Origin of the sequence: Paenibacillus sp. A3M_27_13, from assembly GCF_024213315.1 — a bacterium.
In the GTDB taxonomy this organism is placed as follows: Bacteria; Bacillota; Bacilli; order Paenibacillales; family Paenibacillaceae; genus Paenibacillus; species Paenibacillus polymyxa_B.
Genome location: NZ_JANAVE010000002.1, coordinates 1,008,331 through 1,028,159, shown reverse-complemented (window position 1 = coordinate 1,028,159; position 19,829 = coordinate 1,008,331). Strand labels below are relative to the sequence as shown.

The window sequence follows — 19,829 nt, the reverse complement described above, 5'->3', positions numbered from 1 at the left end:
GGTGAATTCTTTGATGCAAAAGGAAGCCCATTCCGCTCCTTATTGGACAACCGTACTGCTTGGCCTTGGAGCCATTTTACTTGTACTGGCTGTTGTCGCCTCACCAGAAAAAGTATTTCAAGCCTCTACTCAAGGCCTTAAGCTATGGTGGAGTATTATTTTCCCGGCCATGTTGCCTTTTTTGATGCTGTCCGAAATGCTCATCGCCTTTGGTCTAGTACATGGACTAGGTGTCCTGCTGGAGCCGTTTATGCGATTCTGGTTCCGTCTACCCGGGCGAAGCGGCTGGGTGTTGGCCCTCGGCCTGACCGCAGGATTCCCGGCTGCTGCGGAAGCAGTGCGCCAATGGGCACAACAGGAGGATATGACCGCGTTTCAGCTTCGACGTCTAACCGCTATCGCTCATTTCTGCAATCCGATTACCATCCTGCTCGTCATCGGGACAGGGCTACTGCACAATGCTGCCGCAGGTGTGATGTTACTTGCCGTTCACTGGATTTCCGGGCTGCTGGCAGGCTGGATCACAGCCAGACTACCTGTACCGTCCAAAGAATTGCAAAAACGGGAAACGCCAGCTGCCCTCCGGCGCACCTCAGTTTCCCGTACTTCTCCCTCCCTGATCCGATCCGCATGGGAAGCTACCCGCTCTGCCAGAGAACGGGACGGCCGCAGTTTCGGAAAACTGTTGGGCGAAACCGTATCCCATGCTGTACAGACGCTGATGGTGACAGGTGGATTCATTATTTTCTTTTCCGTACTGATTCGACTGCTGTCCATATATACAGGCCAAGGATCGCTTTCTTTCATATGGCCTGCCTGGATGGAAATCCATCTGGGTTCCTATGAAATCAGCCGTCTGCCCTTTGATCTCCGTACACAAGCAGCCCTGATTAGTGCTGTGTTGGGCTGGGGGGGCCTGTGCGGCTGGCTTCAAATTACCGCCGTCACCAGGCCTTCCGACAAGGGCATCACCTTCACCCTGTCACGAGTGCTCCATGGGATCATTGCTTTTGGACTTACCTTGGCGACATGGGTCCCGCTTAGCCGCATCTTCAGCAATACAACTCCCGCTTACGTCAGTCGCAGTTCTGTGTCTTCTTTTGCGGAAAACGTAAATGAATCCGCCACGCATCCTGTCATGGCCGGAGCCAGCGGCTTATTAACACAAATTGAAGGAACATCTATGTACCCCTGGCAACTAACCGTACTGTCCATTGCACTGCTAGGTACAATTATAGTTACCCTGCTGGCCTTTTCCTTTATGACTTCATGGTGGAGCCGCCACGATTCGCGTTGACCTTCGCACGCAGTGCGTCTTCCACCTCCGGTGCCACCAGATCTACAACCTTGCCATCAAAATGCGCAATTTCCTTCACCATACTGGAACTCAGATATGAATAAGCTGGATTGGTCATCATAAAGATCGTTTCCGCATCCGGGTTCAGCTTATGATTTGTAGAGGCTAATTGTAGCTCATATTCAAAATCAGTCACCGACCGAATTCCTCTGACAATAACCTGGGCCCCTTTTTGACGTACATAATTAGCTGTCAGATCACGGAAGCTGTCCACTTCAACGTTCGGGATATCGCGAGTTACCGTTCGCAGTAACTCCATTCGTTCCTCAAGTGAAAACAGCGGATTTTTACTAATATTGTTAAGAACCGCGACAATCAATAGATCAAACTGTCTGGCTGCTCTTTGAATAATATCCTGATGCCCCATCGTCACGGGATCAAAAGTTCCCGGATATACAGCAATACGTGGTTTGTGCTCAATCATGATGGTCCTCCCCGTCTGATTCGCTGATGCCGAATTTGACCCCTCCGGCTTCTGTATGTTCTACGACATCCGACAAAACATCGGCTGCAAAATGATAAATAGATAACGCCGTTTCACCATAAACTGCTTTTCTGACCTGTTCGAACGGCCCGAAGCCTTCCGGATATTCATGTCCCGATTCATACTCCAGCACGATGATTGCATCTGAACGAAGCAAGTTCAACTCAGCCATACGGCTCATTAATTCATCTCCGTGTTTGAGACGATAGGGTGGGTCCAGAAAAACAGCATCAAAAAGAGCTCCACGTTTTGCCAGCACCTTGAGCGCTCGTCCGGCATCATTGCGGAACACTTCAGCCTGTCCTTCCAATCCAGTTTTTCGCAAATTTTCTTTAATGACATCAATGCTTTTGGATTCCATATCAATAAAAACAGCCTTGTCCATTCCCCGGCTAAGCGCCTCTATACCCAGGCCACCACTGCCAGCAAACAGATCAAGTGCGACTCCCCCATCAAAATAAGGACCTATCATGCTAAATAGCGCTTCCTTGACCTTATCCGTGGTCGGCCGCGTCCCTGTGCCGGGAACTGCCTTTAACGGCCTTCCTTTGGCACTACCCGATACCACTCTCACGCTGAAACTCACCTATTTTCTATATGTGTTCATAACCATATAAGATTATGACGCTATCGTACCACATGCACCGCCGTTTGAAAAACTTAGGATGAGGCAGGTATAAAAAACCATTCCCTGGGCATCCTTAGGATATCGGCATTCAACCAATGTCGTAGACAACCGCGGAGAAGACTTACGTTTCCCCATAAGCTCTTCGTCCGGTTTCTCCTCTCCCATTCGGGCGCTCTTTAATGGAGCGCCTGATTTTTTTTGCATAAAAAGAAGCTGCTTAATAGCAGCTCTATGTATCATTTTTCTATTTCGGTATTTTGTTTATTTCAGCAGTTCCTCGGGTGTATCCCCTTGATAAACATACACGTAACTCGCCACTGATACAGCAAATGTTGCAAACATAGACAACGATGTAGCTAATCCATATACCATTTTCCTCATCATTCCACTCACCTCCTTCCCCGGATCAATGTTAGGCTCTGGACCAAAAAAGCAATAGCCACTACAGAGGAACCGATTACAAAATTAGTACATACAAGCAAGGAGGATAACAGTCGCAAGAGGGGATAAAATTGTACTGGAATGCGTGACTGCTTTTCAATTTTGGACGGGGCAAAACATAAAACGAGAATGAGAGCTATTCCGGTAAACAGGTTTGTCCACCAACTATTTAAGGCAATGCAGGATATGTAAGTAAAAGCTGCTGAGGTCACCAACACACATGCCATGCCCGTTTTCAAATGAATGCCTCCTGATATTTGGCGCAGCAGGGCGAAAGCGACGAGAATCATTACAGCCTCTACCATCCGCCCCGTGAAGATTGAGGCGAATAGTGTTAACACGATGATCATGGACGCATTCAGAATGAGAGCAAGTGCGTATTTAAGTACCGCGACAGAGGCCGGATGATCAGGCACAGTACGTTTGATCTGGTTAGCAAGTTTGAAAGCCATCGCTTCAATCATCCCGGTATTCCTTTCCGATTGCATAATAGATGAAAAATCCCGAAACCAGTGCAAAAAATATCATATTTAACCATACCTCGTTATAGTAGAGCACAATAGAAGTTGAAATGAGCGACAGGATAATCAGCGTGATGACAATGCCATATTCCTCTTTGAACTTTAGCTTCTTGAAATTAGGGGAAAAGCCGATCCCTTTTCGATACAGCATCAATGAAATAAGCAGTCCTACTGCCGCGCTTACCACTTGTAGCAGATAGCCCTTCAAGGACCCATCCTGCAGCTCAGAAACCGGAAGGTTGCCGAACATGACTTTTAGGAATACAGACTGAACAACGGCATATGCAAAATAACCTGTAACCGTCATAATACCGGACCACACAATCGGAATCTTCACGACCGTAGCGAGTAAAAAAATAAAAAGCAGCATATTAACGACAGGCACCAAATACGAAAAGGAAAACTCCTCTCGGAGCATATAACTTTGCAAATTCATAATCAGGTTAACAAAAATGGCCTGCCATAGATAAGGGGTCATTTTAACTTTAAAAATACTCAAAATCAGTGCAAAAACAGCTACTCCCTCAAGCGTGGAGAAAAGCAAAAAGCCGATTGGCTTCAAAAGCATGCGTGCATCTCCTTTACAATTCCAACAAACCTCATCGGTGTATTCAAAAACTTGGATGTACATCGAATATAAAGGGCTGGGAGCTACTTTTCAAGAGGTCTTTTCAATTATTTCATAGATTTATTCAAGCACTTCAACCAAATGTTATCGGATGCTGCTTCAAGTTGCAGCTTAGGCAACACTTTCTTTGACCGAATCTCCCTGCTTGTGCACAGGCTTCATACGTGATATAAGCTTTTTCCCCCAACGGATGCCGGGCTGTTCAATCCACGAGTAGGTAAACCAGGATAGTCCGATGGTGAATAGCAACGTCATGATAAACATAAGTGTGAGGCTGACTAGGGGAGCAAAAGGTAGTTTAACCTGTACGATTAGTCCCAGAACCAGCATATGCGTCAAATACATGCTGTAGCTAAGGCGGCCGATCCATGACCACACCCGATTAAGCAGCCAGATCGGCTGCCAGTGATACAAAGCATACGCTCCCAGCAGCAACCCGACACCCATGAGATAATCGGTCATGCCTCCAAAAAACGCAAATAGCACAGAAACCAGCAGCCAACCTCCACTGACCCGGTCTATACTTTTCCAATGCCGCTCGTCTTTCCAAATGAAAAACAACAATATACCTAGCCCAAAGACAGGCAATTGATTCGGAAACCATAAATACAGATAGTGCCCCCATAAAGAGTGATCATTAATCCATGGATATTGAACAAATACCGTATTTAGCCCGAAGCTTACCACAAGTGCCATCACAACAAACCAGGTCGCATGGCGGACTGATCGGATCAGCTTAAATAATAGGGGGATAAACAGATAAAACATACATTCCACCGCAATGGACCATTCCACACCAATAATGCTGTTGATCCAGTACGGATTCAGACCATTCAAAAACAGGAAATGAGCAGTGATATTGGTGGCAGTGACTCCCTCCTGATCTCCAAGCCAAAATCGTGGACCTGTCCCGTTCACAACCAAATAGATTCCTAACATCACGTAATACAAAGGAGCAATCCGAAAAAAACGACGCAACAGGTAAGCTGAAATTCTTTCCCTCTTGTCACCCGAACGTCTGCTCAAGGATAAAAATAGCGTAAAAGCGCTGGCCATATAAAATAAAGCGACACCTTTAGCTCCTATACTCAAGCCTTTTTGCAACCATCCGTTTAATCCGTCCACATGCTGGCTGACATGCACAAGTAAAACTCCAATAATAGCCAGCGCCCTCAGCGTATCTACAAATTGCAGTTTGTCATCTTCCATTTTCCCCTTGGCTTCGGGCATCGTATCCCTCCATAACAGTCTCGAATGATACATTTCGTATCTATAATACACAAAATGTATCAACAAAGTAAATATCTCCGTTATGCAAAAAAAACACCCTCCGACCGCAAAGAAATGCGGCCAAAAGATGTTCATTTTGTCCTTGCTATAGTCAGTTCACGCAAATGAGTTGGGCTAATTGGCAGTGACTTTATTTCAGGATTTTGCAAAATTCGATTCCAGTCGCTCCGAAGTGCAAGATATAGACGAACTAAAGCATTTCGATCTATATCCTGTTCATCGGAAGTCGCTTATGGGATTTTTGCAAAATCCTCATTTGTTTAAATGAAAAGGTACGGTCGTTACGATCACGTCTTTGTAATTAATCAAATAAGCTCTCATCAGTAAGCTGGTCTGATTGTGTAGAATATTTTCCCACCAGTGCTTGGTGATGAATTGTGGAATGAGAACAGTGATATGGTCCTCGTCTGCTTTTTTCCACTCTACTGTATCGATGAACTTGCGGAGCGGATTAATGATGCTGCGATAACGGGATCTCAGCACTACTAAACGTATGCCCACGTCCCACTCTTCCCACTTCTGTTCCATTTTTTGAATCGCCTCATCATCCACACCCACATATACGGCAACCACATTATCCGACAAGGTTTTGGCATAGCTGATCGTATTCATAACGACTCGCGTAATACCTGCCACCGGAATAATAATCGTATTGCCTTTCACCATAGGTTTATCCTTGGTAATATCAATGCGCAGTTGTTCAGCCGTATTTTTGTAATGCCTGTTGATCTTCATAAAGAAATACAGAACCAAAGGCAGAAAGATAAAGATTACCCACACCTGGCTAAATTTGGTGAAAATAAAGATGAGCGTAATCGACAGCGTGGTCAGCATCCCAACCGTATTAATAGCAAGTTTGACGATCCAGCCTGGCGGTTTGAGCTTGATCCAGCGAATCATCATGCCAAGTTGCGAGAGCGTGAACGGAATAAATACCCCTACGGCATAAAGCGGGATCAGATTTTCTGTGTTTCCGCCAAATACGATAACCAGCAATGCCGAGAAGATACTCAGAAACAGAATACCATTAGAGTATCCAAGCCGATCTCCACGAACCATGAACATGTGCGGCATGTATTTGTCCTTCGCGAGCATAAAAGCAAGCAATGGAAAGGCCGAATAGGCTGTATTCGCCGCCAAAAACAAGATGAGCGCCGTTACGCCCTGAATGATGTAATACATCACACCGCGCCCGAAAGTGGCGTTCGCAATTTGCGAAATGACCGTTTCATGCGGATTAGGACGAACACCGTACCAATAAGCCAGCAAACTAATTCCGATAAACATACACCCGAGAATCAAACCCATCATCATTAGTGTAGTTGCTGCATTTTTGGCAGCTGGCTTGCGGAAGTTCGGAATGGCATTCGAGACAGCCTCTACCCCAGTTAACGCCGAGCAACCCGAGCTGAACGCCTTCAGTAGCAGGAACAGGCTGACGTTGGATACCGTAGCTCCAAATTGCGGTGCTGCAGCATGAGCCCCCCCTGCCACGTAATGAATGATACCGCTAATAATCAAAACAAAAATAGCAACAACAAATAAGTAAATCGGTACAGCCAGCACCGAGGCAGATTCTGTCACCCCGCGCAAGTTCATAATAGTCAAAAAGATAATCATAATCAGAGCAATGGCGATCCGATGATCATGTAACGACGGGAACGCAGATGTAATGGCATCTGTACCTGCTGATGAGCTAACTGCTACCGTCAGAATATAATCGACCAGCAAAGAACCACCTGCAATCAGACTCGGACTCTTTCCCAAATTGTCCTGTGCAACAATGTACGCTCCGCCACCACCAGGATAGGAAAATATGGTCTGTCTATAGGACAGGATCAGAATGATCAGCAAACCCAATACCGCAATGGATATAGGAATGGAATACCATAGGGCAGCGAAGCCAGCTGTAATTAAAACCAGCAGAATTTGCTCCGTTCCGTAAGCTACAGAGGACAAGGCATCTGAGGACAGAATGGCCAGTGCCTTGAGCTTATTCAGTTTCTCATCTTCAAGGGCCGTCGACTTTCGCGGACGACCGATTAATAATCTTTTGACTTTACTCAGCATTTCGTTGACTCCTTCTTTGGATGAGGGTTTTGCAAAAGAACTATGGATCTTATGTTTATTATGTCACCTGCACATCAGTTTGATGAAACAAATGAACTATTATTTTATACTCCCTCATCCTGAAAAAAACAATAAGGAATGCTCCCTAAAAAGAGCATTCCCGAGTAAGAAAGAGTATTTCGATAAAATACCCTTATGTATACAGTAATTTGAACCTTTCCGGGGTAATTCCTTCAGCTCGGCGGAAAGTTGCCACAAAATGACTGGCATCTCGGAATCCTACTCGCTCCGAAATCTCCTTTACTGTTAATTGCGGATATTCCGTCATCATTTCCTTGGCCTTCCGCAACCGAATTACAATCAGATAAGCATAAGAAGTCACACCAAACGCTTGCTTAAATAATGTATTTAAATGACGGGAGCTGACATTCATCATAACTGCCATATCACCTAGGCCCACATCTGGACTGGCATAATTTTGCTCCATAAAGGCCAGTACAGGGGTTAAACGTTCCACATTATGGGATAGGGAAGGCATCGAGCTATGTTGTCCATGTTTACGCAGTAGAGTCAGAAAACGATACATATTGGCCGAAGCATCTAATCCAGACAAATCACGTTCACTAACCATGGAATGGAGCATAGTTTCCCCAAAGCTGTGCAGCTCGCTATCCGGGTCCCAATGATACCCACGCGTATGCTTCAATCCCAGTGCAGTCAATACAGCAGCGGCGATGGGGCCGTCAAATGTAATGTATAACGTTCGCCAAACCTTGGTCGCCCGTCTGTATGCATGGGATTCCCCGGGCAGCAGCAGAACCCCGGACTGCTCTCCCAGACGGAAGGTCCCCCCTTTAAATGTAAACATCCCTTCACCAGACACCGTCTGAATCCAGTGAAAGCACGGATAACCCTCTGGACGGGACACATCCTCCTGCCTGCTGTTAAATCCGATACTTTCAATAAAAAGGGGTAAAGAGTGCTCACGCGTAGTCAGGAAAAATCTTAAATGATGGGGAGCTAAAATCATAAAAAGCACCTCCGGCGTATGCGGGTATATATTCTTCATGTAGATCCATATTGTTATATACACGTTCATTTTATTATATTTAAAAGCAGTTATTTGTATTATAAGATAGAATTATTCTTATATACAGAGGTGATTGGCATGATAAGCAGCAAACTTCCTAAAGTATTTTACGGTGGAGATTATAATCCTGAGCAATGGGATGAGGCCACGCATCAGGAAGATTTACGGATGTTCAGGCAAGCAGGGATTGATATCGCCACGGTCAACGTATTCTCATGGGCTAAAATTCAGTCCGACGAAATCACATATCATTTTGAATGGCTGGATCAATTGATTGACAGTCTTTATGAAAGCGATATCTTCGTTTGTCTAGCTACTAGCACGGCAGCGCACCCTGCTTGGATGGCTACCCGCTACCCCGACGTTCTCCGGGTAGACGCTGACGGACGGAAGCGGAAATTCGGTGGCCGCCACAACTCCTGTCCGAACAGTCCAACGTATCGAAAATACGCGGAGCAGATGGCTGACCGAATTGCAGAACGATACAAAAACCATCCCGCGATCCTCGTGTGGCACGTGTCCAATGAGTACGGCGGGGATTGCTATTGTGATAACTGCGCGGCCGCATTCCGGGTGTGGCTCAAGCAAAAATACGGATCACTGGAAGAGCTAAACCGGGTGTGGAATACTTCCTTCTGGGGTCACACCTTCTATGATTGGGATGAAATTGTACCGCCAAATAACCTGAGCGAGCATTGGGGAGAAAATCACTCCTGCTTTCAGGGCATATCCCTCGATTATGCGCGCTTCAATTCAGACAGTATGCTGGATTGCTACCTATTGGAATATAACGCGATTAAAAAACATGTTCCCGATGCCGTGGTAACAACCAATCTGATGGGCTTTTTTAAGCAACTGGACTATTTTAAATGGGCTAAGTACATGGATATTGTATCTTGGGACAGCTATCCCGGGGCCAATACTCCGATAAGCTATACGGCGATGGCGCACGATCTGATGCGCGGCTTGAAGGATGGGCAACCCTTTATGCTGATGGAGCAAACACCGAGCCAGCAGAACTGGCAGGCGTATAATTCGCTTAAACGGCCCGGCGTTATGCGGTTATGGAGTTATCAGGCAGTCGCGCATGGCGCGGACACGGTCATGTTCTTCCAGCTTCGCCGCTCGATCGGCGCTTGTGAGAAATTCCACGGGGCCGTCATTGAGCATGCCGGGCATGAGAACACACGTGTATTTCGCGAGGTGGCACAGCTTGGCAGTGAGCTTGGCGCATTAGGCAACACACTACTTGACGCGACCGTTAATGCCAAAGTAGCCATTTTATTCGATTGGGATAATTGGTGGGCTTTGGAAAAATCAAGCGGCCCTTCTGTTGCCTTGAAATATATGGATCAGGTACACAAGTATTATGCTCCCCTCTTCCGGCGGAATGTACAGGTAGACCTGGTTTCTGTTGATGCAGATTTCCAGAAATATGATCTCATTATCGCGCCTGTACTCTACATGGTCAAGCCGGGTACCGCCGAGAAGCTGGAACAATTCACAGAGCATGGCGGCACCTTCGTAACGACCTTTTTCAGTGGCATTGTAAATGAAAACGATCTGGTCACAACCGGAGGATATCCTGGTAAACTGCGTAACTTGCTCGGGATCTGGGTGGAAGAAATTGACGCGCTTCTGCCGGAATCACACAATCGCATTGTATTGAAAGAAAAGGTGGGCGTATTACAAAGTGAATATAAATGCGGTCTACTCTGTGACTTGTTACATAGCGAAGGCGCCGAAGTACTGGCCGAATACGGCGATGATTTCTATCAGGGCATGCCAGTGCTGACACGCAATCGTTTCGGTCAAGGTGAGGCATGGTACGTTGCTTCAGACCCTGAAGAAGCTTTCCTTGATGGCCTGCTGGGCTACATTTGTGAGCAAAAAGGGATTCCATCCCTGCTGCGCGCTCCTGCGGGTGTAGAAGCCACTGTACGGACCAAAAATGGAAAATCATATCTATGCGTTCTGAACCATAACGCCCAGACGCAGCAATATCATCTGGATGATCAGAAAGGGAATGAGCTGATCAGCGGTAAATACCTGGAAGGAGAAATTTCTATTGAAGGCTACGGCTTTCAAGTACTGGAGCTATCATAATCACTCAGATTTGACTCATGCAGTTTAGCTTGCCGCATGAGTCAAATCTAGGTATCAAAGGAGTTCATCATGAAACGACTGCTATGGATCGGCAGCTTATCTTATTTTTTAATCGGCCTGGCACACGTGGTTGTAGGCTCCCTACTGCCTGTGTTGTTAGAGCATTACGGTAGAAACTATACGGATGGCGGAAGTCTAATCTTCGCTCAATTTTCCGGTTTTCTGGCTGGAGTCCTGCTGTCGCCGTGGCTTGCCCGGAGTTTCGGCAAACGCCGAAGTCTGGTATTCGCCCTGCTCCTGCTATGCGCGGCGGAAGTGCTGTACTCATTGCTGCCGTCTTGGGGTTGGCTATATGCCGTCGGGGCAGCAGCCGGGTTTGGCTTCGGTATGGTAGAAACACTCATTGGCACTATTATTATCAGCGGTATTACTCAAGGAACGGGCGCGGCTATGAGCCGTCTGGAAGTCTTTTTTGGGATTGGCGCTTTGGCTATGCCCGCTATCGCCAGCCAGCTCATTGCACTCGGTTGGTGGCGATTGGCCTTTCCCATCATTTCCATGTTTGCAGCCGTCACCGTTATAGCTTGGCTGCGCGGGTCCTTCGGCACGCTGGACGCTGTATTAGACCAACAGGAACACCAAGGTGACAACCATACGCGTTCCACTAACTCACCCAAATCCCCCACGGTGGAGGCTTCTAAGGGTAGCCCTATAGGCAATTGGAAGCTACTTGCACTATTTATCGTCTTTTTCTTTATCTATGTAGGGACAGAGATGAGCCTGGCTAATTTCCTGCCCTCCATGTTCATCGAACGGCTGGGTCTCACACAAGCCGAAGCAGCACTTAGTGTCACCTGCTTCTGGTTAGCAATGGCTACTGGCCGGTTATTCACAGGCTACATTGCCGATCGATACGGCTACGGTGTCTTTGTCGCCCTGAGCTCACTGGCAGCGACCGTGCTGCTGTGCGTGTTCCCGCTGATCAAAGGGACTGAAGGCGCCTTTATCCTTATTGTACTGCTGGGGCTGGGCATGTCCGGCATCTTCTCCATCGCACTTGTTTTTGCCAGCAAAATGATGCCGGGTACAGAAGAATCTACCACTAGCCTGCTTATCGGCGCAGGTGGAGTTGGGGGAGCTCTGCTGCCTTTATGGCTCGGAAATAGCATGGATCGTGGTGGAGCAGTCTCATCAGCGTGGTTGCTGGCAGGCTTCGCCTGTATCCTGTGCCTGCTTGGGGGCATCTTGTACGCCCTATATGTGCGCAAAAAACGGCTTCAAACCGCTTCATCATGAGACTCGTCTCTACTGGCGCCTTTGTCTGTTCCTTGGTTGTCATCCAAGTGCACATTCAAAGGTGCTTTTTTACATACTAGACGAATGCACCTTGTACAGCAGCCCGTTTTTAGTCAAAATAGATCGTTTCCTATGAATCACAGGACAGATATCCATGCCTCCTCTAGATGAATGGAGTAGTATACAACAAACCATATGGAGGTGTTTGTATTGGGTCATCCTGAATTAAAACGAAAAAAAGGCCGTAAAAAAAATGTTTTTGTCCGTGCCTGGTTTGATAAGTTAGAAAAAAAGTTTGAGGAGAAGCCCCCAAAGAGAAAAGTCCGCTCGAAACGGAAAGGGGTTGGAAAAGATATCATCGTCAAAAAGCAACTTGTAAGTGTGAATATTAATCATAGCGCTTTAGGGCCTGAAGGGGATCCTGGAACCATAGGTGATTTAGCGCAGTTCGGTTATATTTATAATGTGAAGCCCCAAGTTGTTCCGATTGAAGGGGATGTCATTTTGGATACGAACGGTATACTTACACCTGGAATTGCTCATGTTCCAGGAACTACACAGATTGCTGTATCCGATGCTGGAAAATATGAAGTTCACTTTTCGGTGTCCGGTGTGGAACCTAACCAATTCGCCATCTTTATTAATGGCGCACTGGCTGTGGGAACTGTATACGGCTCAGGAGCCGGGACACAACAGAACACAGGGCAAGCTATCCTCGCTCTGGCATGCGGTGACGTCCTTACTCTGCGAAACCATAGCTCTACTACTGCTGTTACCCTGCAAACACAAGCCGGAGGAACTCAAGCCAGTATAAACGCTTCTGTCCTCATTAAAAAATTGAGATAGGCTTGAACTCCCGCAAAGTCTCAGTGTACTAAAAAGGGTTTATCCATACAGCGAGGATAAACCCTGAATATTTTTAAAAAGCCATAATGATCCCTTTGTCATTGGCATACATTGAACTAATCCCTCTGGTGGACACAATATGAATATCTTTAAATTGATAGCGTTTCTTCAGCGCATTCATTAATTTTTCCGCCAGCCCAGGATTATTGCAGTGAGTAATGACGATGCTTTCTCCTTCGGTAGCCCGGCCACTTTTTTCAATAGTATCTGCCAGCTTTTCGATAATTTGATTCTGACCGCGTGCTTGAGTAAAAAATGCGATATTCCCGTCACCATCCGAGCCTAAAATAGGCCTGATATGCAAGAGTGAAAGTATCTTTCCTGTGATTTTATTCATCCGTCCGTTTTTAACCAAATTATCCAGATTTTCTAAAACAAAGTACGTTTTCATCTTGCTGATAAAGCTCTCCAAGGAAGAAATAATTTCGCTTTTATGATAGCCCTCGTCGATTAGCTTGCGTAGTTTTAGAGCTAACAAGAGCTGTCCAGCCGAAGCGCTTTTCGAATCAAATACATGAACATCCGCCCCCTCTTCTTCCGCCATATCTTTTCCTACCAATGCACTGGAATAAGAACTGGACAGGTTGCTGGATAATGTAATGGCAAAAGAAGTATGCGCACCTTGAAAGGCTTCCTTATACAGCATAGGTGACGGTGATGCGGATCCAATTTTGGTTGTACAGGCTTTCATTTCTTCCATAAACTGAGGCAAGTCCAATGTGTCATCATCTACGAAGCATTTATCTCCTAGCGTCATATTTAACGGAATCGTAGTAACTTGCATCTCTTCTCTAAGCTCTCTCGTTAAATCACAGCAGCTGTCTGCTATTATTTTATATCTCACCCGGTACACCCTCACATTATGTTATTTTTCAATAGAACCCGCATTCATAATACTCAAAGAAAGCTCAATTAACCGTATAAATTCCTTCACATTCTTCTCACCCAAACCTACTACAAGCGCTTCAAAATAACCTTCAATTCTCTGTTGCTTCTGTTTGATCAAGGATTCACCATCTACTGTGAGCCTTACACACATTCGTCGTCTGTCATGCTCAGACATTTCCATAGTCACATAGCCTTTTTTCCTTAATCCCGTAAGCGCTGCCGTAATTCTTGATCTGGATACATGCAGATGATCGCTGAGTAAGGAAGGATTAATTTCATCATCCCGATGCTGAACTAAATATTGAAGCACATGGTTTTCCCCCTGAACAAGCTCCGTCAGGCTACTGAATAATTCCATGTCATAAATCCGGTTAACGGATTCTCTCAATTCGTCTCTTAGTTCATAATCTTTCATAGTGAACCTCCGCAAAACACATAATACATACAGTTAACTATTAATACTATGTACTATAATGAATTGCTCACGATAATAACAATGAAATATTTGTGAATTTTAATACAAGGGTTAATGAGCTCAGCGTCGAATAAGAAAAAATACGCTTGATCACCTCTTGCCAGTTTACGGTAAAGGAGTTGTTACATAAGATGAAACGGTTTACTCTTCGCCAATCCCACAATTCGGATATTGAAAGCATTGCTAATTTACGGGCGATTGTACTGCGGAACGATTTAACCAGATTAGGAAGGTTTGATGAAGAGAAAGTTCGTCAACGCTTTCGTGATGCATTCGATTCTGTCCATACCTGGATCATTGAGGAAGACTCTTCTTTTGTGGGCTGCATAGCTTTTAAACCGAGATTAGACGGTTATTTATTGGAGCATTTTTATATTCATCCCAGTTACCAAGGTAAAGGAGTCGGCAGTCAAATATTAAAAAATCTGCTAGAACAAAATCATGTAAAAGGAAAACATGTAACCTTAAATGTTCTGCAAGGAAGCTCAGCCAGACGTCTTTATGAACGGTTTGGTTTTAAAATTGAACGTGAGGACCCTATTGACGTTTACATGTACTTAATCGTAGAGGGACATTCCAAAACCGTCGAAAGATCATAGAGTCATGCTTCAACACACCCTTGAATGTCCAGTTATATCTGCCCCAAGATGCTATTACAAATTCAAAAGATCTATGAACTGGGATGTTGGAGATATATAAGCACTATAAGAAAAGGCCAACCACTAAATACGGGTTGACCTCATCATTTAAAGAATGTCTTACGTTTCTAAGAGAACATAAACTGACTTTACAGCACCGTTTTAACCGTGTCTTGGACTTGCTTCAGCAGTCCTTTATAACCATCTTCATCAAGGTAACCAATACTTCCAAGCAGCAAGTGACCGACGGATTCAATTCCAACGAAATCAAAAATTCCCGTATCTGATGTGATCTTCAATCCTGCGGTCATACCGATTTCATCGTAGATCGCGTTGGGAGTACCATGTGTATTCACGATAAAACCTTTTTTACCTGTAAGCAGCTTATTAATCCCTTCCGCACCAGCCGTATATGCAAATCCGTATGCAAATACACGGTCAACGTAACCTTTCAGGATGGCAGGAAGACCTGTCCACCAGATGGGAGAAATAAAAGTAATTGTATCCGATTGTGAGATGTATTCCTGCTCCACTTTGATATCAGCCGGAGTTTGCCCTGCTCTCATAGCGGCAGTATCCTCAGGTTTTAATACAGGTTGAAAATCAAGGGCATATAGATCACGTACAACGACTTCGTCACCTTTTTCTTTCAGAGTATTTACAACCGTTTCGAGTATCGCGTGATTAAAGCTTTCAGCGTTAGAGTGAGCATAGATGATAAGATGTTTCATTTAAATAACCTCCAGAAGTTTTATTGTTATTTTGATATTAATATAGATATCTATGCATTTATTCAAAAAAAAATTATAATCTGTTTTTTACATGCTCTAACAGATATTCCAGTTGTTCTTTTTCCTCGTCTTTCAGACCACCATAGATGGTTTCTTTTAATCTATTGGAGATCGCCGCAAACACAGGCTCCAGCTTTCTTCCTTTATCGGTCAAATATATCAGGGTAACTCTGCTATCCTCCCTTTCTTTTTTTCTTTCGACATATCCCAACTTCACTAGCTTGTCGATCAAAACAGTAACAGTGGGTTGCTGACGAGAAATTTTTTGCGTCAATTCCTTAATGGAAAGCCCGTCCTTTTGATAAAGGAACATTAAGATTCCGCCATGAGTAGGAACAATCCCTTCAATTCCATTTGATTCGAGCTCAGACACAATCAATTTATTGATCGAGTCTCTAATGGTTCCTATCAGTGCAGCTGCATTATTTTTTAACATACAAGCATTATTACATAGACATCTATATATATCAAGTGTTTATGTCAGTCTGATTTGGTTTTAACGTATGAAATGCTTCAAAGAATTAAGAATAAGTTTGTTATAATGGGATCTAAAATAGATAGGAGCTTATTAAATGGAGCAGCTTTTAAAGAAAATTAAATACTTGAGTACCCAAGCAAAGAAAACTTTAAAGCAAATATGACTTAATCTAAAATGGTTCATGGTGACTACTGTCGCAGACGCATTAAAAAGCCAAAATACCCGAAGTTCCTTACCTGACTTTGAGTATTTTGGCTTACACTGTTTATTTAAAGAGGTATTCGAAGTATAAGATGTTTTAGTTGAGCGTTTGAAGTACCTCAGGTGTAAAGGTTTGAAGATCATGAATTCGGCCTTCACGTATTTTTGTAGCCCATGCAGGATCACCCAGAAGCGCACGCCCAACAGCTACCAGATCAAATTCATTGTTGTCCAGCCGTTCCAGAAGTTCATTAATATCTTGGTGTCCTGCCCCTTTCCCTTCCGTATAACTTACAAAATCCTCATCCAGACCTACAGAGCCAACCGTAATCGTGGTTTTTCCAGTCAGCTTCTTCACCCATCCGGCAAAGCTCAAATCGGAGCCTTCAAATTCAGGTACCCAAAAGCGACGTGTCGAGCAATGGAAGATGTCCACGCCCGCTTGTACTAACACATTCAGGAGCTGCCCCAGTTTATCCGGTGTATCGAACGGCTTTGCGTTGTAATCATTCATTTTCCATTGGGATAGGCGCATGGCAATAGGGTAATCAGGGCCAACCTCAGCACGAATAGCTTCCACAAGCTCAATGGCGAATTGTGCACGTTTTATGATATCGCCACCATAGCGATCCGTACGTTGGTTCGTTCTCTCCCAAAAGAATTGATCAACCAGATAGCCGTGCGCTCCGTGAATTTCAACGCCGTCAAAGCCCAATCGTTTTGCATTCGCAGCTGCATCGACATAGGCCCCAATGACCTTGACGATTTCTTCTTCTGTCATCGGCTCGGTCACTTTTTTCCCTTCCAGATCCAGCCCTGATGGACCAATCGACAGCGCTTCTGGGTTCGGCTGAGATCCCAAAGGGCGAGCCATCCCCATATGCCAAAGCTGTGGAAAAATTTTACTACCGGCTTCATGAACCTGTCTGACCACTTCAGCCCAACCGTTTAAAGCCGCTTCTCCATAAAAATTAGGTATCCTCGGCTCACTTGTTCCAGCAGGATGGTCAATTACTGCACCTTCAGTAATAATAAGACCTACACCATTCTCTGCGCGACGGCGATAATAAGCGGCTACATCCGGTCCTGGCACACCATTTGGTGAAAAAGCGCGGCCCATTGCCGGCATTACAATACGAGTCTGTAGGGTCAGATTATGAATGGTATAAGGTTGAAATAAAGCTTCTGTTGAATGGACATTTTGCGGTTGATTACTCAAGGATTGTACCTCCCCATTTTCTTTTATCGTTTTTAGCGATATATAAAAAGCTCGTGCACCATCAAACGGGGTGCAAGTGAAATGTTAGCAATGTTTAATTTATCATTCAACCGACAAAATGTTCATTCTGTTGCTTAACCAAAAGGGTTATAAAATTGTTGTATATCTAAACTCACTTGTTGACAAAACAACACATGTTTATAATGGGGGAATCATTTGATTTACCTGAAAGGAGTGTCTTGAGGATGCCTGGTGTAACTTCACCCAACCCAAACGATCCGCGCGTCATTCGAACACGTAGATTAATTCTCGACGCATTCGTTGACCAATTAAATAAGAAAGACTTCTACACGATTACGATCAATGACATTACCCAAAAAGCCACCATTAACCGTGCCACGTTCTATGCACATTTTCAAGATAAATATGCACTGCTTGAAACCCTTTTGTCAGACGCATTTTTGGAGTATGTTATCAAGAGGATTGATGCTGAGGCACGTTTGTCGGAGGAGATCATTCAGAAACTTATTCTTTCGTTATGTGACTATCACGACTCAAGTAACCAATGCGTTCATAAATATAATTCAGTGGCACCGATCCTGGAAGAACATATTAAGAATCAATTAGAGCAATTCATACTTCAACTCATAACAAGAGAAGCCAATAATACAGACCAAAGAACGTTAGAACTTGCCGCGACCATTTTAAGCTGGTCCATTTATGGTGTAACCTTTCGCTGGAATGTGGAAGGAAAAAAAGAGTCTCCTACAGATTTAGCCGAGAGAGCTGTGCCTTTAATCTTCAATGGGGTTGTCTTATCTCTAGTCTCACAAATCTCTTAGCAGAAAATGCGAATAAAAAGGGCCGTTCCCAGTATACTTCGATCAGTTCCTGGGACAGCCCTTATAGTATTTAGTAAAATAATTGCATCTTTTATTTAAAGAATTTTCTTAAACATCTCGATAACTTGTTCTTTGCTAGGTATGAACGGATTGCCCGGAGCGCAAGCATCCTTCATTGAGTTCTCGGCAAGCAGATCCAAATCCACTTCATTTACACCCAGTTCAGAAAGTTTGGAAGGAATCCCTACTTCCTTCGACAGGTCTTTGATTCTTTGGATTACATAGTCTGCGCATTCCTTATCCGTTTTCCCCTTATCTTCAAAACCGATGACCTTAGCGATGGCACGAAACTTCTCTGGTACATGCTTGGCATTCTCCTCCTCCACAATCGGCAGCAGCATGGCATTACAAACACCATGAGGCAAATCGTATACGCCGCCAAGCTGATGCGCCATCGCATGAACGTAACCCAATCCGGCATTATTAAATGCAAGTCCTCCCAAGAAAATAGCGTATACCATTTGCTCACGTGCTTCTATATCATGACCGTTGCTCACTGTACGAGCCAAATGATTAAAAATAATCTCTACTGCTGCCAACGCAGTCGCATTCGTTACAGGATAGGAACCTGGCGTAACCAAAGCTTCAATAGCATGGGTCAAAGCATCTAGTCCTGTAGCTGCCGTTAACGCGGCGGGTTTGTCTACCATCAGCTCAGGGTCGTTGACCGAAATCGTAGCTACACTATTCTTATCAACCATAACCATCTTGACCTTGCGCTCTTCGTCCGTAATGACATAATTGATCGTGATTTCAGCCGATGTTCCTGCTGTGGTATTAATAGCTACAATAGGAAGCGATTTATGCTTGGATTTATGAACGCCCTCATACTCGGTTATATGTCCCCCGTTGGTAGCAATAATGCCGATTCCCTTAGCCGTATCCTGTGGTGATCCTCCGCCAATCGAAATTAAAAAGTCACATCCGTTTTCTTGCAGAAACTGAACACCATCATGTACATTTTTACAGGTCGGATTTGGTTTTACTTCATCGTATACCGCATAGTTCAATCCAATATCATCCAGCAAAGATGTAACCTTGCCTGCAATGCCACTCTTCATCAAAAATTTATCCGTAACGACTAGAGCTTTGTTTAAATTCAGTTCTTTTATATACGGCCCAACTTCATGCAAACAGCCTGTTCCCATAAGATTGATAGATGGTACAAAAAATACATGTGCGCTCATATAAAATCGGCCTCCTAAAGGATTCACTTCTTGTTGCCTCGCTAAATACGGAATTATTCTATAAAGTGAAATATTTCACATTTATAATTTTATCTTTATTTTATTTTGATGTCAATAATAAAACACAGATATTTATTGGTTTTATTTTTGTTTGTTTTGTTTTTTTAGTGAATCCAATATTTGGTACACAACTAATCGGAGGAAGCCTCGTACAACTTAGATGAACACATTAA

At 44.5% G+C, this 19,829-nt stretch carries 20 protein-coding genes; 6 read left to right on the top strand and 14 right to left on the bottom strand.

Annotated features, from left to right (window positions below):
* The first annotated feature begins 13 nt into the window (after positions 1-13).
* Entirely contained in the window at positions 14-1,297 is a 1,284-nt protein-coding gene (locus tag NLX82_RS11240) for a nucleoside recognition protein (protein WP_254348097.1), read from the top strand.
* Here the strand turns inward: NLX82_RS11240 and coaD are convergent.
* The 8 genes from coaD to NLX82_RS11200 all read right to left on the bottom strand — a co-directional run bounded on the left by coaD (position 1,260) and on the right by NLX82_RS11200 (position 8,449).
* Positions 1,260-1,781 carry a pantetheine-phosphate adenylyltransferase gene (gene coaD, locus NLX82_RS11235; protein ID WP_013309846.1) on the bottom strand — a complete coding sequence of 174 codons (522 nt, stop codon included), beginning with the start codon at positions 1,779-1,781 and terminating at the stop codon, positions 1,260-1,262. The two genes, NLX82_RS11240 and coaD, sit on opposite strands and share 38 nt — an antisense overlap.
* Positions 1,774-2,415, bottom strand: a complete 642-nt coding sequence (gene rsmD / locus NLX82_RS11230) for a 16S rRNA (guanine(966)-N(2))-methyltransferase RsmD (protein ID WP_254348095.1) — start codon at positions 2,413-2,415, stop codon at positions 1,774-1,776. The genes coaD and rsmD overlap by 8 nt, the downstream gene beginning before the upstream one ends.
* Positions 2,416-2,730: 315 nt before the next feature.
* Positions 2,731-2,853 (bottom strand): cyclic lactone autoinducer peptide, encoded by a 123-nt coding sequence (locus NLX82_RS11225; RefSeq protein WP_023988155.1) that lies wholly within the window; start codon positions 2,851-2,853, stop codon positions 2,731-2,733.
* 5 nt (positions 2,854-2,858) lie between these two features.
* Entirely contained in the window at positions 2,859-3,374 is a 516-nt protein-coding gene (locus tag NLX82_RS11220; RefSeq protein WP_068940630.1) for an accessory gene regulator ArgB-like protein, read from the bottom strand.
* Entirely contained in the window at positions 3,367-3,999 is a 633-nt protein-coding gene (locus NLX82_RS11215; RefSeq protein WP_023988153.1) for a hypothetical protein, read from the bottom strand. The genes NLX82_RS11220 and NLX82_RS11215 overlap by 8 nt, the downstream gene beginning before the upstream one ends.
* A gap of 171 nt (positions 4,000-4,170) precedes the next feature.
* Positions 4,171-5,289, bottom strand: a complete 1,119-nt coding sequence (locus tag NLX82_RS11210; protein WP_254348081.1) for an acyltransferase family protein — start codon at positions 5,287-5,289, stop codon at positions 4,171-4,173.
* Positions 5,290-5,601: 312 nt separating this feature from the next.
* Positions 5,602-7,419 carry an APC family permease gene (locus NLX82_RS11205; protein ID WP_023988151.1) on the bottom strand — a complete coding sequence of 606 codons (1,818 nt, stop codon included), beginning with the start codon at positions 7,417-7,419 and terminating at the stop codon, positions 5,602-5,604.
* Positions 7,420-7,612: 193 nt separating this feature from the next.
* Complete coding sequence (locus NLX82_RS11200; protein WP_254348079.1) at positions 7,613-8,449, bottom strand: AraC family transcriptional regulator; 837 nt, start codon at positions 8,447-8,449, stop codon at positions 7,613-7,615.
* A 138-nt stretch (positions 8,450-8,587) separates the two neighbouring features.
* On the opposite strand from NLX82_RS11200, the gene NLX82_RS11195 reads away from it, so the two are divergent.
* From NLX82_RS11195 to NLX82_RS11185, 3 genes are all read left to right on the top strand, one after another.
* Positions 8,588-10,615 (top strand): beta-galactosidase, encoded by a 2,028-nt coding sequence (locus NLX82_RS11195; protein ID WP_254348077.1) that lies wholly within the window; start codon positions 8,588-8,590, stop codon positions 10,613-10,615.
* Positions 10,616-10,684: 69 nt separating this feature from the next.
* Positions 10,685-11,911, top strand: coding sequence for an MFS transporter (locus NLX82_RS11190; RefSeq protein ID WP_254348076.1), 1,227 nt, complete (start codon positions 10,685-10,687; stop codon positions 11,909-11,911).
* 210 nt (positions 11,912-12,121) lie between these two features.
* Entirely contained in the window at positions 12,122-12,757 is a 636-nt protein-coding gene (locus NLX82_RS11185; RefSeq protein ID WP_023988147.1) for a hypothetical protein, read from the top strand.
* A 73-nt stretch (positions 12,758-12,830) separates the two neighbouring features.
* On the opposite strand, the gene NLX82_RS11180 is transcribed toward NLX82_RS11185, so the two are convergent.
* Positions 12,831-13,661, bottom strand: a complete 831-nt coding sequence (locus NLX82_RS11180; protein WP_025718529.1) for a DegV family protein — start codon at positions 13,659-13,661, stop codon at positions 12,831-12,833.
* Between the two features lie 21 nt (positions 13,662-13,682).
* Entirely contained in the window at positions 13,683-14,120 is a 438-nt protein-coding gene (locus NLX82_RS11175) for a MarR family winged helix-turn-helix transcriptional regulator (RefSeq protein WP_071640431.1), read from the bottom strand.
* Between the two features lie 191 nt (positions 14,121-14,311).
* On the opposite strand from NLX82_RS11175, the gene NLX82_RS11170 reads away from it, so the two are divergent.
* Entirely contained in the window at positions 14,312-14,779 is a 468-nt protein-coding gene (locus tag NLX82_RS11170; protein WP_023988144.1) for a GNAT family N-acetyltransferase, read from the top strand.
* 188 nt (positions 14,780-14,967) lie between these two features.
* On the opposite strand, the gene NLX82_RS11165 is transcribed toward NLX82_RS11170, so the two are convergent.
* From NLX82_RS11165 to NLX82_RS11155, 3 genes are all read right to left on the bottom strand, one after another.
* Entirely contained in the window at positions 14,968-15,549 is a 582-nt protein-coding gene (locus NLX82_RS11165; protein WP_028542747.1) for an NAD(P)H-dependent oxidoreductase, read from the bottom strand.
* Between the two features lie 73 nt (positions 15,550-15,622).
* Positions 15,623-16,045 (bottom strand): MarR family winged helix-turn-helix transcriptional regulator, encoded by a 423-nt coding sequence (locus NLX82_RS11160; RefSeq protein WP_053325221.1) that lies wholly within the window; start codon positions 16,043-16,045, stop codon positions 15,623-15,625.
* Between the two features lie 340 nt (positions 16,046-16,385).
* The gene (locus tag NLX82_RS11155; protein WP_028542748.1) at positions 16,386-17,507 is read right to left on the bottom strand and encodes an NADH:flavin oxidoreductase; all 1,122 of its coding nucleotides are present in this window, start codon (positions 17,505-17,507) and stop codon (positions 16,386-16,388) included.
* A gap of 245 nt (positions 17,508-17,752) precedes the next feature.
* Here NLX82_RS11155 and NLX82_RS11150 point away from each other — a divergent pair, with 245 nt between their 5' ends.
* The gene (locus tag NLX82_RS11150; protein ID WP_023988140.1) at positions 17,753-18,349 is read left to right on the top strand and encodes a TetR family transcriptional regulator; all 597 of its coding nucleotides are present in this window, start codon (positions 17,753-17,755) and stop codon (positions 18,347-18,349) included.
* A 95-nt stretch (positions 18,350-18,444) separates the two neighbouring features.
* Here NLX82_RS11150 and NLX82_RS11145 read toward each other — a convergent pair whose 3' ends face one another.
* Complete coding sequence (locus tag NLX82_RS11145) at positions 18,445-19,596, bottom strand: iron-containing alcohol dehydrogenase (protein WP_023988139.1); 1,152 nt, start codon at positions 19,594-19,596, stop codon at positions 18,445-18,447.
* Positions 19,597-19,829: the final 233 nt, after the last annotated feature.

Excerpts from the sequence above, each read along its gene's own strand:
- NLX82_RS11205 (WP_023988151.1), bottom strand. The coding sequence starts at position 7,419 with ATGCTGAGTAAAGTCAAAAGATTATTAATCGGTCGTCCGCGAAAGTCG.
- NLX82_RS11150 (WP_023988140.1), top strand. The coding sequence starts at position 17,753 with ATGCCTGGTGTAACTTCACCCAACCCAAACGATCCGCGCGTCATTCGA.
- NLX82_RS11220 (WP_068940630.1), bottom strand. The coding sequence starts at position 3,374 with ATGATTGAAGCGATGGCTTTCAAACTTGCTAACCAGATCAAACGTACT.
- NLX82_RS11200 (WP_254348079.1), bottom strand. The coding sequence starts at position 8,449 with ATGATTTTAGCTCCCCATCATTTAAGATTTTTCCTGACTACGCGTGAG.
- NLX82_RS11215 (WP_023988153.1), bottom strand. The coding sequence starts at position 3,999 with ATGCTTTTGAAGCCAATCGGCTTTTTGCTTTTCTCCACGCTTGAGGGA.
- NLX82_RS11190 (WP_254348076.1), top strand. The coding sequence starts at position 10,685 with ATGAAACGACTGCTATGGATCGGCAGCTTATCTTATTTTTTAATCGGC.
- NLX82_RS11225 (WP_023988155.1), bottom strand. The coding sequence starts at position 2,853 with ATGATGAGGAAAATGGTATATGGATTAGCTACATCGTTGTCTATGTTT.
- NLX82_RS11170 (WP_023988144.1), top strand. The coding sequence starts at position 14,312 with ATGAAACGGTTTACTCTTCGCCAATCCCACAATTCGGATATTGAAAGC.
- NLX82_RS11210 (WP_254348081.1), bottom strand. The coding sequence starts at position 5,289 with ATGCCCGAAGCCAAGGGGAAAATGGAAGATGACAAACTGCAATTTGTA.
- coaD (WP_013309846.1), bottom strand. The coding sequence starts at position 1,781 with ATGATTGAGCACAAACCACGTATTGCTGTATATCCGGGAACTTTTGAT.
- NLX82_RS11240 (WP_254348097.1), top strand. The coding sequence starts at position 14 with ATGCAAAAGGAAGCCCATTCCGCTCCTTATTGGACAACCGTACTGCTT.
- NLX82_RS11145 (WP_023988139.1), bottom strand. The coding sequence starts at position 19,596 with ATGAGCGCACATGTATTTTTTGTACCATCTATCAATCTTATGGGAACA.
- NLX82_RS11175 (WP_071640431.1), bottom strand. The coding sequence starts at position 14,120 with ATGAAAGATTATGAACTAAGAGACGAATTGAGAGAATCCGTTAACCGG.
- NLX82_RS11195 (WP_254348077.1), top strand. The coding sequence starts at position 8,588 with ATGATAAGCAGCAAACTTCCTAAAGTATTTTACGGTGGAGATTATAAT.
- NLX82_RS11165 (WP_028542747.1), bottom strand. The coding sequence starts at position 15,549 with ATGAAACATCTTATCATCTATGCTCACTCTAACGCTGAAAGCTTTAAT.
- NLX82_RS11160 (WP_053325221.1), bottom strand. The coding sequence starts at position 16,045 with ATGTTAAAAAATAATGCAGCTGCACTGATAGGAACCATTAGAGACTCG.